The sequence below is a fragment of the Neobacillus terrisolis genome, from assembly GCF_051233475.1.
Lineage (GTDB): Bacteria > Bacillota > Bacilli > Bacillales > Cytobacillaceae > Bacillus_BU.
The window spans coordinates 53,391-66,029 of sequence record NZ_JBKFGH010000024.1; the positions used below are offsets into that span (position 1 = coordinate 53,391).

At 39.1% G+C, this 12,639-nt stretch carries 10 protein-coding genes; 3 read left to right on the forward strand and 7 right to left on the reverse strand.

From position 1 onward, the window contains the following. Positions 1 to 6 precede the first annotated feature (6 nt). On the reverse strand, positions 7 to 1,320 hold the full coding sequence (locus ACI48O_RS15360; RefSeq protein WP_435562711.1) for an anaerobic C4-dicarboxylate transporter family protein: 1,314 nt from the start codon (positions 1,318 to 1,320) through the stop codon (positions 7 to 9). Positions 1,321 to 1,945: 625 nt separating this feature from the next. On the opposite strand from ACI48O_RS15360, the gene ACI48O_RS15365 reads away from it, so the two are divergent. Both ACI48O_RS15365 and ACI48O_RS15370 read left to right on the forward strand, forming a co-directional pair. Further along, positions 1,946 to 3,211: a sensor histidine kinase gene (locus tag ACI48O_RS15365; RefSeq protein ID WP_435562712.1), complete on the forward strand. Its 1,266-nt coding sequence runs from the start codon at positions 1,946 to 1,948 to the stop codon at positions 3,209 to 3,211. A gap of 5 nt (positions 3,212 to 3,216) precedes the next feature. After that, complete coding sequence (locus tag ACI48O_RS15370) at positions 3,217 to 4,167, forward strand: response regulator (RefSeq protein WP_435562713.1); 951 nt, start codon at positions 3,217 to 3,219, stop codon at positions 4,165 to 4,167. Positions 4,168 to 4,268: 101 nt separating this feature from the next. On the opposite strand, the gene ACI48O_RS15375 is transcribed toward ACI48O_RS15370, so the two are convergent. Continuing rightward, on the reverse strand, positions 4,269 to 5,225 hold the full coding sequence (locus ACI48O_RS15375; RefSeq protein WP_435562715.1) for a bile acid:sodium symporter family protein: 957 nt from the start codon (positions 5,223 to 5,225) through the stop codon (positions 4,269 to 4,271). 332 nt (positions 5,226 to 5,557) lie between these two features. Between ACI48O_RS15375 and ACI48O_RS15380 the strand changes: the two genes are divergently transcribed. Further along, positions 5,558 to 6,784 carry a hypothetical protein gene (locus ACI48O_RS15380; RefSeq protein ID WP_435562716.1) on the forward strand — a complete coding sequence of 409 codons (1,227 nt, stop codon included), beginning with the start codon at positions 5,558 to 5,560 and terminating at the stop codon, positions 6,782 to 6,784. 345 nt (positions 6,785 to 7,129) lie between these two features. On the opposite strand, the gene ACI48O_RS15385 is transcribed toward ACI48O_RS15380, so the two are convergent. The 5 genes from ACI48O_RS15385 to flhA all read right to left on the reverse strand — a co-directional run bounded on the left by ACI48O_RS15385 (position 7,130) and on the right by flhA (position 12,623). Further along, positions 7,130 to 7,591, reverse strand: a complete 462-nt coding sequence (locus ACI48O_RS15385; RefSeq protein ID WP_435562717.1) for a PilZ domain-containing protein — start codon at positions 7,589 to 7,591, stop codon at positions 7,130 to 7,132. A 228-nt stretch (positions 7,592 to 7,819) separates the two neighbouring features. Next, the gene (locus ACI48O_RS15390; RefSeq protein ID WP_435562718.1) at positions 7,820 to 8,536 is read right to left on the reverse strand and encodes a FliA/WhiG family RNA polymerase sigma factor; all 717 of its coding nucleotides are present in this window, start codon (positions 8,534 to 8,536) and stop codon (positions 7,820 to 7,822) included. Between the two features lie 49 nt (positions 8,537 to 8,585). Further along, positions 8,586 to 9,464 (reverse strand): MinD/ParA family protein, encoded by an 879-nt coding sequence (locus ACI48O_RS15395; protein ID WP_435562719.1) that lies wholly within the window; start codon positions 9,462 to 9,464, stop codon positions 8,586 to 8,588. After that, a complete protein-coding gene (flhF, locus tag ACI48O_RS15400; RefSeq protein ID WP_435562720.1) occupies positions 9,415 to 10,575 on the reverse strand; it encodes a flagellar biosynthesis protein FlhF in 1,161 nt (386 codons plus the stop codon). Before flhF ends, ACI48O_RS15395 begins: the two co-directional genes overlap by 50 nt. After that, positions 10,575 to 12,623, reverse strand: a complete 2,049-nt coding sequence (flhA, locus tag ACI48O_RS15405; RefSeq protein WP_435562721.1) for a flagellar biosynthesis protein FlhA — start codon at positions 12,621 to 12,623, stop codon at positions 10,575 to 10,577. The genes flhF and flhA overlap by 1 nt, the downstream gene beginning before the upstream one ends. Between the last annotated feature and the right edge of the window lie 16 nt (positions 12,624 to 12,639).

Sequence of the window (12,639 nt, forward strand, 5' to 3'; positions counted from 1 at the left end):
AATGCTTTAAAGGACTACCATGCTTAGTAGGATGCCGATTGCTACGGCTCCGACTGAAGCGATTAGACCAGGGACCATGAAGCTGTGGTTTAAAATGTACTTACCAATTTTTGTTGTTCCTGTACGGTCAAAGTTGATTGCTGCAACAACTGTTGGATAGTTCGGAATGAAGAAGTATCCGTTAACAGCCGGGAACATTGCGATTAATAAAGCCGGGTTAATACCAAGTGTGATTCCAAGCGGCATAAGTGTACGTACTGTTGCTGCTTGGCTGTAAAGCAAGATTGATAAAGCAAACAATGCGATAGCAAATAACCAAGGTGCTGCAGTTACTAGGTCAGAAATTGAACCAGAAATTAGCGCCATATTTCCTTGGAAGAATGTATCTCCCATCCAAGCGATACCGAAGATTGCAACAACCGCTGCAGCTCCAGCCTTAAACACACTACCTGAAACGATTTCTTCAACATTTGGTTTACAGAAAATGATCATCAATGCCGCAATGGACAACATAACAATTTCAATTGCAGCTGGCATTGTCATACGAGTGAATACACCTTCAATTTCCCAACCTGGACGTAATTCTTGGAATGAACCAAGGATAACAACAAGGACAGCAGCTACTAAGAACAAGATAACGGATAGCTTTGCACCAGGAGTTGGGTTAAATGCTTTCTTGTCCTTTTTAATCGGAGCAAGACCTGCTTCAAGACGTTTTAAATAATCAGGATCCATATTAAGCTCTTTACCAGTTTTGCTCGCAACGAATGCAGCAATCATACAAGCAATAAACGTAGAAGGAACACAGATTAACATGATGTCGAGTAAGCTGATATTAAAATCAGTCAATAAAGCTAATAGAGCAACAGTCGCCGCAGAAATCGGACTAGCTGTAATTGCCTGCTGCGATGCGATAACCGCGATTGACATTGGGCGTTCCGGACGAACTCCAGATTCGCGAGCTACTTCGGCAATAACCGGTAGAATCGAATAAGCAACGTGACCGGTTCCAGCACAGAAAGTGAAAATGTACGTAACCATTGGAGCGATGAAAGTAATCCATTTAGGATGCTTTCGAAGTGCTTTTTCAGCAATGAAAACGAGATACTCCATTCCACCTGCTGCTTGTAAAGCACCTGCTGCCGTAATAACAGCAAGAATCATCAACATTACATCAATTGGTGCTGATGTTGGCTGAAGCCCAAAACCGAAAACGAGAATTCCGAGACCAACACCACCCATAACTCCAAGGCCTACGCCGCCAAGCCTAGCACCGATGAAGATACAGGTAAGCACGATAAGAAATTGAATCCAAAACATGTTGTTTCCCTCCAGACGAGAAATTTTTTCATTTTTCTTTGATGTTTAAAAATAATGCATTTTTTTGAAGCTGATAATTTGGCAAGGTTATTAGTGCTGTAAAATATAAACTTAGTATCAAAATTTCTGGCATTATTTAATCTTATTTTTTGCAAAATTATCAAATCCTCAATGTGACCTTCCGGATGCTCAATAACACTGAACCTCCCGCCACCTTCTTTCCCTTGATCAGACTCTTAACAAAATTCCGGAAGTAAAACTGTTAATCCCCTTCCTTTGCTGCGAATCATTCACAAGCTGCTTCATTAATAACGCAACTTAGTTTGTGAATTAATTCACAATGTTTTTCAAATAAAACAGTTAGCTCACCTTGCTGAGGTATGCTAAGCTAGAAGACAGCGTTTCAATCTGGTGAGAATGGGGAAGCCTGCCTTCTTGCTTAAATAGAGAATAATATCCGTCCTACGAAAAACTACATTTTCCTACAAGATGAATTGATAACTTAATAAATTTGTCATAAATTTAAGTTTGGATTTAGAGCATATCGCTTAAAATGGTATTGTCATCAAACACCTTGCTGAATAATGATCGTTAACAAAAGACAAATACAGGAAGTGGCACAACTATGCAAAGACGTTTTCTAGTCTATTTAGCGATGATGATCGCGGTACCGATTGCCGGTGAACTAAAGTCCTTCCCAATTCAAGAAACCGTTCGGGTAAGCCTTGGAACACCGGTCTTCTTTTTCTTTCTATTATGGTCACGACAAATTAATTCGGTTGTCTCTGGCTTCCTTGTTGGTATATCTGTTGTTGCATTCCGCGTTTTGCTCGGAGTATACGTTGGCGATATGGATTTTGTTGATGCCTTCGATACATATTTTCCGGTTTTTTTCTATTATTTAGTGTTCGCAGCGATGTTTCATTTTTTAAAAGTAAAACAGCGTATCGACCAGCCCTTGTATATCGGACTTCTTGGAGTGTTCATGGAAATCGTCTCCACCATTACGGAAATCGGCGTCCGCTCCATCTACACCCAAATGCCGATGACCATTCATTCTTTCCTATTAATTAGTATTATTGCCATTATCCGCAGTTTCTTCGTTCTTGGATTTTTCAATCTCCTTGTCATTCGGGAGGCACGGCTCGCTGAAGATGCTCAACGGCATCGTAATGAACAGATGCTTGTTCTGATTTCTAATTTATTTGTTGAAATGGTACAGCTTAATAAAACAATGAAAAACACCGAACAGCTGACGAGCATCGGCTATGGACTTTATCGGGATTTAAAAGAAAGCGGGAATGATGTTTTTGCCCAAACAGCACTTAAAATTGCCGGTGAAATCCATGAAATTAAAAAGGACAACCAGCGAATTTATGCAGGGCTTTCTAAAATGATGGCCAAGGAGAAGCTTAATGATTTCATGCCCATTAGTGAAATTATTCATGTAGTCGTTACGGGGAATAAAAGATATGCAGCTCATCTTAACAAGAATATAGAATTTAACATTAATATTATTGGAATTCACCCAGCCTATAATACATTCTTACTACTTTCGGTTGTTAACAACTTAGTTTCCAATGCGGTTGAAGCGATTGATACTAAGGGTGAAATTGACATTGAAGCACAAATGGACCTTGATATGCTTGAAGTTCGCGTTAAAGATAATGGCTCAGGTATTAGTCCGCGAAATAGGCCATTAATCTTCACACCCGGCTTTACAACGAAATTTGATCAGATTGGAAATGCCTCCAATGGAATTGGTCTATCCTATGTGAAAGATATGATCGAAGGGCTTGGGGGTTCGATTCGCTTAGAAGAATTAGAAAGCTGCAACAAGACAGTGTTTACCATTTGTCTCCCAATAAAAAAACTTACGGAGAGAGGCTGAGACCGGTGAACTTTTTTATCGTAGATGATTCTGCTCCAATTCGAGCAATGTTAGCCAATATTATTGAAGATGAAGACCTTGGGACTGTTTGTGGAGAGGCAGAAGATGGGTCCGAGGTTTACGCAGACGAACTTGCCAAAAAAAGGATTGATATTTTACTAATCGACCTACTCATGCCTAATCGGGACGGGATTGAAACAGTCCGGGAAATTGCTCCAACCTTCTCCGGAAAAATCATTATGGTATCCCAAGTGGAGTCAAAGGATATGATCGGGGAAGCCTACTCACTCGGGGTCGAATATTATATTACCAAACCGATCAACAGGCTCGAGGTAGTCAATGTCCTTAAGAAGGTATGTGAGCATCTTCTCCTTGAAAAATCAATTATGGATATTCAAAAATCATTAAGCACTCTGCAGCAAATCAGCATCCCTACTCCTTCGAATGCCGGCGTAAAACATGGGTCACGTGCAGGTATGACTTCAAGCACTGGCTCAGGGCCTATCATCAATTCAGGGAAAAACGTGTTGCTCGAACTTGGCATTATTGCTGAAAGTGGAAACAAGGATTTACTTGATATATTGAGTATTATTTACCAATTAGAAAATGAAGGGGTTCGAGTCACACCTTCCTTAAAGGATTTATACGAAAGAGTAGTCGAAAAACGGATTGGACATAACACATGCCCAGCTGTTATTAAAAAGGAAACAAAGGCGGGGGAACAAAGAATTCGCCGTGCTATTCACCAAGCTCTCGATCATATTGCGGCACTGGGCTTGACCGATTATGCCAATCCCAAATTCGAACATTATGCTTCCACCTTTTTCGATCATTCTCAAGTCCGTTTAAAAATGCTGGAACTAGAAGGTAAAGCTAATAATACCTCGACTCCTTTGCGAATCAACATAAAAAAATTCATTCAAGCTCTTTACATGGAAGCGAAGGAAAATATGTAAAAAAGCTCAGCCTTCCCGAGAAATTCGGGAAGGCTGTTTTTCTGATCTATGGTTCCGTAGCACCGTTGCTGGCGCTGTTCATTGGAAACGCTGTTCACATGTTACCCGGCTTTTGCTATCTCTTTTTGCTCTTCGTTCACTTTTCTTCCCCAGAAGCTTGCCAGAAGCGAGCCTGATACGTTATGCCAAACACTGAAGATCGCACTAGGTACGGCCGAAAGTGGTGAGAAGTGCGCAGTTGCGAGTGCCGCTCCCAATCCAGAATTCTGCATCCCCACTTCGATTGAAATCGCTTTTTGATCTGCAAAATCCATTTTAAACAATTTTCCTGCAAAAAATCCTAATGTATAACCTAATAAATTATGTAAAATAACAACCGCAAAGATGATTAATCCTGTCTCGGCAATTCTTTCCTTACTCGCGCTTACAACCGCTGCGACAATCGCCACAATTCCAAGCACAGACACTAACGGCAATGCTTTGACACTTTGTTCCACCTGTTTGTGGAATAACGCCTTAACGATAAGTCCAAGGATGATCGGAACAAGGACAATTTTCACAACCGATATAAACATGTCCCCGGCAGACACAGGCAGCCATTTGCTTGCCAATAACAGAATAATCGCCGGAGTCAAGATTGGAGACAACAGAGTTGAAACAGATGTGACCGCAACGGACAATGCTGTATTCCCTTTGGCCAGGAAGGTCATGACATTTGAAGAAGTCCCCCCAGGACATGCACCAACCAAAATAACTCCAACAGCAATCTCAGGCGGCAAACGAAGAATAACGGCCAATAAATAGGCCAATAATGGCATAATCAAATATTGTGCCGCAACACCAATCAGCACAGATTTTGGATGACTAAATACTTCCTTAAAATCATTCAACGATAATGTCAAACCCATCCCAAACATAATAATTCCAAGCAGAATAGGGATGTATGGACCAATCCAAACAAATCCTTCCGGGATAAAAAATGCAAGACCGGCAACAATCAACACCCAATATGCAAAAGTGTTTCCGGCAAACACACTCACCTTCTCTAATGCTTTCACGAACTAAACACCTCCTGAAAATTTAGTTTTTATTATACTATTAAAATAAAAATTTTCAATATAATTATAATAATTAAACTATTTTGATATAAATTTACCTCGAAATAATGTTTTAAAATTAAAATTATTCACATATTGTTCATAAGGGGTTTAAGAAGATGGTGCCCGTGAATCCCTTCTTTATCACCATTCATCAGCTACCCCCTCACTTTCCAGCAGGTGACACTCTATTTTTAATATAGTAATATAAAACTATTATTACCCATTTTTCATTACGGGTTGTGAAATGAACGTTTTCAGTCATCGCACTGTTTACAATGAGGTGGATGCTTTTGATATTCGAAAATATATTTCCCAAATTCGACATGATTGTAGCGATCGTTTTTGGACTTATTGCAAGCATTTTAACTTTAGTCGGACTAATTTCAATTTTTGTCTCATTGAACAGCCACCATAAAATACAAAAATGCCGAGAATTGTATTGGTCTCTATTAAAACCAATGAACCGCCAAGATCTGCTCGAAAACCTACATTTATATGAAAGTATCTTTCATGATAAAGAACGATTCACCACTCGGGTCATTGAAATCTGCAGACTTACCATCTACTTTGTTATCATCATAACTGTCGGTATGAATATTATTTCAATCACTCGATTTAAATGGTATGAATACCTTATCGTGACGATATTTTCCAGCCTAATATGGTACCTTTTTATCAAATTTGCGGCAATTTTGCAGGATTTAAAGCAGGTAGATAAAGTATCATCCTTGCCCTCTTTTCACAACTTACTCAATGCTGATTTTACCGAAAAAAAATTAAATACGGTTTTTCTTGCTGCCACTACATTAAAAAGCAAACTATATATTTTCTATACTCCTGAAAAAGGTCTTATATTTCAATTTTACCTTGGGACGTTTTTACCGCTAAAAAATGTAACGATTCGTTTATGCAGCATGGAATTTGGGGTTAAAAAAGAAGACTATCCGATTCCTCGAATGATGCTCGATGCACAATTTGATCACGACCAAAATCTTTATATCCTAGATAATGAGATTGGATTAACTCCTGAACAGATCGCGATTAATCAAAGAATCCGGTTTTCAAAAGAAAACAATTTCGATCTTCATCATATGTTGGAAAACGATCGTTTCGACCCTAAATTAATGTTTTATTTAAAGGGCGTTCCATTTGATATTTCTGTCATAAACTCTTTAAAGATTCATTTTCAAATTGAAGGACACCAAGGAGTCGTAGATGCAGGTTTTACGATGGATATTAGTGAAATGATCAAAACTTCTTCAGACTACTTAAATAAAAATGCCAAAATGCTAGATATTGAATTTAATATCGGCGATGAACACATCACTCAAAAATATCCGTTTGCTTCTGTTAATGAATATACCGAGTATATGAATCGAATGAAGCTTGAAGAAAGCAACACGGTTCAGCTCGAATGGAACCAGCAAGGACAAATAAGTGCTTTTGTTGTGGATGGAGCTACATTGGAAATAAATCAATTGGGCAATCCTAAACCAAAAGGTCAGTTTATGTATTAAAATAGCTTCCCTGCATTATGCAGTGGGAAGCTATTTTTGTAATCGATAAGTGGGATTGGGTGCATTTTCTTTGATGGCTCTTGCCGGTTTTGTAACCAATAAGAGGGATTAGTACCCTGTTTTCCGCTTTCACCTGCAATATAGGGTACTAATACATCCTTTAGTGCCCTCTATTTCTGTTTTCACCACAATTTAGGGCACTAACACATCCCTTAGTTCCCTCTTTTTCCAATTTCACCACAGATTAGGACACTAATCAGCGCAGCCACCTCAACCCCACACCCTACAAAAAAAAACAACCTATCCAATAATTGAATAAGTCATTTCAGCCAAAACCCCGGCCAACTAAAAATATCTTTTAGAATAATCATTAAGCAATTCCGATAAAAATACCCGTCTGTCCTCCGGCAGGGTGAAATGGACCCCGTACTGGTACATACCGTCAGGCAATTCATAACTCCAAATAATTTCCCCAAACAAGTGAATTTTCTCTCCTAAAAAAGCTGGTTCAAAAGAATAAATGACCTTTTGATGGACTAATAGATTTAAATTAGATAAAAACCGCAATCCTCCTGGACCAATATTCTCCAATACCAATTCCGTTTTCCCAATCTCAATATCATCCATATTAATCAAGGTCATTTCTGAAACAATCGGGTTTCTTACGTTTATTCGCAAGAAATTTTGTTTATCTTCATTTTGACTGTTTTCTCCAACCCTAATCACAGTTTTCCTGCCCTCAGTGATTCCCTCCATACTTTCATTCAATCGCTCTATGTTATTTAAAGTTAACGTTTTTAAACTCATTTCTTACATCCCCCTGTAAAAAAAGATTCCAATAAAACTCAATATCCACCAGACATCCATCTAAATGGGTTTTATCTAGTAAAATATAACTATGTATAAATAACGACACTTTATCCTAAAACGTTGAGCCCTTAAACAATATTTCCCAACCCATTTAAAAAAGGGGCTAAGCAAGGAATCCCGCATAAAAAACAAAAAAGCTCACCAAATCAAAGGGTGAGCTCAACATCAAATATATTCTCTTTCATTTTCAAGCACTTTTCTTAATTTCTTTAGAACTTGTGAGTGGATTTGCGAAATTCTTGATTTATGAAGCCCTAATATTCTACCAATATCATTCATACTTAAATTCTCATAATAAATAAGTGATAGAATAATTCTTTCTTTCTCGGGCAGTTCATCAATGAGGGAAATCAATTGCTGTTTTCGCTCTTTTTCTTCGATTATTTTTGATTGCTCATCGAAATACTGGTCAGGAATCAAATCGATTTTCATTTGACTCTCTTCCCCATTTTCGATAGGTTCATATAAAGAATATTGCTTATCAAATGCAGATTGAGTAATTATCTTTTCGCATTCCTCGGGGCTGATATTCAAAAAACTGCTTACCTCTTTAACCGTTGGCTGCCTGAAAAACTTTTGTTCTAATTTCTCGTACGCCTTATATACTTCTTTTTCCTTTTTTCTTAACGTCCGCGATAGCGGGTCGTTTCGGCGCAGGCCGTCGTAAATTTCACCGCGAATTCTTTGAGTGGCATAGGTTTCGAATTTTACATCTTCACGTTGATTATATTTTCGAAATGCGTCCAATAACCCCATCATTCCAAATGAAATCAATTCATCTTCATCGATATTATGGGGCAGACTTCGTCTCGCCTTTTTCACGATTTTATGAACCAATGGAACATATTGAGTTAAAGATTCCTCTTCGGAATTTTGATACATGGATCTCCCTCCTCCCAATATCAGCAAACCGAGCTCAAAGTAATGAGCCTTATCTTTTAATTAATACCCTTGACAGCTTATCGACAAATCCTTTAATCCCTTTGTTTCTGGAGTGATTCTGGTAATGATGTAAATACACATTGACTAAATCCTTCATCCATTTGGCTGCGTGAGATTTCGGATACTTTAAGTAAAAAGGCGACTGTTCAAGCACGGATTGTGATACATGCGAATCATTCGGCAGAAATCCAAGAACCTCGATGTTTTTTTGTAAAAATCGCTCAGCGACAACCTTCACCCTGTTGGCAACAGCCATCCCTTCCTTTACATTCGCCACACGATTGACGACTAAGCGGAAATGGATCGTAGGATCCTGGTTATGCAAGATTTTTATCACGGAATAGGCATCTGTAATCGCTGTTGGTTCAGGTGTTGTCAAAAGAATGATTTCATCTGCGGCGATGTGACAGCGTTGCGATTCCTTGGAAAGCCCTGCACCCGTATCAAACAACACAATATCAGCGTATCCGTGTAATTTTTCTAGTTCCTCAAATAAATAGTTTGTTTCTTGATCGCTCAAATTTAACATTTCTTCAAAGCCGCTCCCGCCGGAGAGCAGTTCTAAGCCGTTGGGTCCCTTTTCTATAACATCCCAAATAGATAATCTTTTCTTAACCATATCGACGAGATGATACTTCGGAGTCAACCCAATTAATATATCTAAATTCGCCATCCCAATATCTAAGTCAATGAGCACCACTTTTTGACCGGATTCGATTAGACTTAAGGCAAAGCTTAAGGCAAAATTGGATTTTCCGACGCCGCCCTTGCCACTCGTTATCGACACTACCTTTGTTGCTCTTTCTTGTTGTGGGCTATTAAATTGCTGATACAATTCTCGCAGCCTCTGTGCTTGATCCTGCTTCATCCTCATCTACTCCCAAAATCTTTTTAGCCATAAACTGCGGGTCTGCAACGATAATGTCTTCTGGAACACCTTGTCCCATACTTATGAATGATAAGGGGTAAGGGTAGTGATAAAGTAAATTTAGCGCGGCACCATAACAGGTGCTTTCATCCCATTTTGTTAAGATCATTTTGTCAATCTTAACCGACTTCATTCGGTCGACGATTTGCTGCATATCCTTCCACCTCGATGTCATACTGAGAACAAGGTGATTTTCTTGCTTTAATGAGTGGGATAAGAAATCATTAATTTCTTCAATATACTGTTCCTCAAGATAATTCCGGCCTGCACTATCCATAAAAATCATCTGACAATTCTTTAGATGATCAAAGGCGACTTTAAAATCCCTCGGGCTCTCCACTACGCCAATTGGAATGTTTAATATATTGGCATATGTTTTCAGCTGTTCAACAGCTGCAATCCGAAAGGTATCTGCTGTTAAAAACCCAACTTTCTTTCTTTGATATAACACTTGTCTTGATGCCAGCTTGGCGATCGTCGTCGTTTTGCCAACCCCGGTCGGACCAAGCAGAGTAATAATATTTACACTCGGATCTAAACCCTCTCGGGAAATCCCATCTTCAAACAGCTGAATGAGAACTGAAAAGACTGCTTCCTGAATCTCAAGTTCTGTTTGTTGTTCCAAATGAGGGTTTTGGGCTTTCACCTTTTTAACAATAAATTGAATGACCGCTTTATCTACTTCTTGGTCCTCTAAGCGATCAATCCATTTTTGTAATTTGCCGGCACTTGAATCCGTAAATGAATCATTTTCTTTTGAAAAATTTTTAAGCATTTCTTCCATATGGGAAAGTCTTTTAAGGACCTCTGTTTCCGTCCGCATTGGCGTTGGAACGGTCGCCTCTTCCTGTTTTTCTTTCTTCTGCTCATGTGTCGGATTGGCCACCTCGGAAGCGGCAATCACTTCCAGTTGTTTTTTCTTAAAAAGCCCTAAAAAACCGCCTGTTTTCTTTTCATTCGTGTTTAAAATAACCGCATTTTCCCCTAATTCCAAGCGAATCTGCTGAATAGCTTGTGGTAATGAATCTACGATGTATCGTTTAATTTTCATTAACTAACCACTCCAAGATTTTGAAAATTTACGACCCCAACATTTTGAACTTCAACATCCGATTCTAACTCGTTAAAAGATATAACGGGAATGTCTCCATTAATGCGTTCAACAATTTGTTTTAAATACATTCGGATCGTTGGGGAAGTTAAGATCACTGGTTGAATTCCCACATTCATAACAGTTTGAATGGTTTCGTTTAATGAACCTACTAATTGTTGAATCGTTGGTGGGTCTAAGGTTAAATAAACACCCTGCTCTGTCTCCTGAACACTTTCGGAAATGATTTTTTCAATCGATGAATGTACCGTAATAACTTGGACCATTTTATTGACTGTCAGCTGTTTCGTAATTTGCCGTGACAAGCTTTGTCTTACATATTCAGTAAGATAGTCAGGATTCTTTGTAAAAACAGCCCAATCGGCAAGCGTCTCAAGGATCACAGACAAATTTCTTATCGATATTTTTTCTTTTAACAGCTTTTGCAGTACCTTTTGAATTTCACCGACAGACAATAATTGCGGTACCAGCTCTTCCACGATTGAAGGGAATGTTTCTTTCGTCTTTTCGATTAATTGCTTTGTTTCTTCTCTGCCTAAAATCTCATGGGCAAACCGTTTAATCGTTTCGGTTAGATGGGTGGAAATAACCGAAGAGGCATCCACGACGATATAACCATAAAGCTCTGCTTTTCTTTTCATTTCCTCGTTAATCCATAAAGCGGGCAGACCAAATGTTGGTTCCGTTGTTTCAATCCCGACAATTCCATGTTCATCATCCTCAGGGGCGAGCATCAGAAAATGATTCAAGAATATTTCCCCTTTAGCGATTTCATTGCCTTTTAGTTTGATGACATATTCATTTGATTCTAAATTTAAATTGTCCCGGATTCGGATAATCGGGATAACTAAACCAAACTCCAAAGCAATTTGCTTGCGGATCGCGATGACCCGGTCTAAAATATCTCCTCCCTGCGAGCTATCTGCTAAAGGGATTAGACCTAAGCCAAACTCTAACTCTAGTGAATCAACTTGGAGGAGATTCAGGACGTTTTCCGGACTATTTTCTTCCTCGATTGGCACCTCATTAATCTCTTCTTGTTCTTCTGTTTCCTTTTCTCGAGCTTTTTGCATTGTATAGGCACCCCATACGAGTAACCCCGCGATGCTCCACGTTAAGAAAATACCAATCGGCGTTACTACCCCAAACAATGCAATGAAACCTGCAACAACATAAATCAACTTAGGATAAGCAAACAGTTGGCGGGTTAGGTCGTCTCCGAGGTTTCCATCAGAGGCTGCTCGAGTTACAATGATCCCCATTGCCGTTGAAATTAACAGGGCCGGAATTTGACTGACAAGACCATCACCGACAGATAGTAAAGTAAAAGTAGTTGCCGCTTGTGATAAGCTCATCCCTAACATCGTCATCCCAATGATAAAACCACCGAGGATGTTGATTACTAAAATAATGATCCCGGCAATCGCATCTCCCTTGACGAACTTACTGGCACCATCCATTGCCCCATAAAAATCAGATTCCTGTTCAATCTTCTTTCTGCGGGCCCGTGCATCTTTTTCACTAATTAGACCGGCATTTAAATCAGCGTCTATGCTCATTTGCTTCCCGGGCATGGCATCCAAGGTGAAGCGGGCGGCGACTTCGGCAACCCGTTCAGAACCTTTTGTGATAACTAAGAATTGAATGATGACTAAAATAAGGAAGACGATAAATCCTGTGACTGGATTCCCACCGACAACAAATTCACCAAAGGTTGCAACAACACTCCCTGCATCACCCTTTGTTAAGATAGAACGAGTAGTTGAAACATTTAACGCCAGCCGGAACAGCGTCGTTAATAATAATAGAGAAGGGAAAATAGAGAAATCTAAAGCTTCCTTTGTATTCATCGAAACTAGAAGAATCGTCATCGATAAGGAAATATTAATAATGAGCAAAAAGTCCAATAAATGTGTTGGTAACGGGATAACCATCATTACAACAATCATTAGTACCGAAATTAAGACAGTAATATCTTTCAATTTCATATTTTCACCTTCTTCC

Excerpts from the sequence above, each read along its gene's own strand:
- ACI48O_RS15365 (WP_435562712.1), top strand. The coding sequence starts at position 1,946 with ATGCAAAGACGTTTTCTAGTCTATTTAGCGATGATGATCGCGGTACCG.
- ACI48O_RS15395 (WP_435562719.1), bottom strand. The coding sequence starts at position 9,464 with ATGAAGCAGGATCAAGCACAGAGGCTGCGAGAATTGTATCAGCAATTT.
- flhF (WP_435562720.1), bottom strand. The coding sequence starts at position 10,575 with ATGAAAATTAAACGATACATCGTAGATTCATTACCACAAGCTATTCAG.
- ACI48O_RS15360 (WP_435562711.1), bottom strand. The coding sequence starts at position 1,320 with ATGTTTTGGATTCAATTTCTTATCGTGCTTACCTGTATCTTCATCGGT.
- ACI48O_RS15385 (WP_435562717.1), bottom strand. The coding sequence starts at position 7,591 with ATGAGTTTAAAAACGTTAACTTTAAATAACATAGAGCGATTGAATGAA.
- flhA (WP_435562721.1), bottom strand. The coding sequence starts at position 12,623 with ATGAAATTGAAAGATATTACTGTCTTAATTTCGGTACTAATGATTGTT.
- ACI48O_RS15390 (WP_435562718.1), bottom strand. The coding sequence starts at position 8,536 with ATGTATCAAAATTCCGAAGAGGAATCTTTAACTCAATATGTTCCATTG.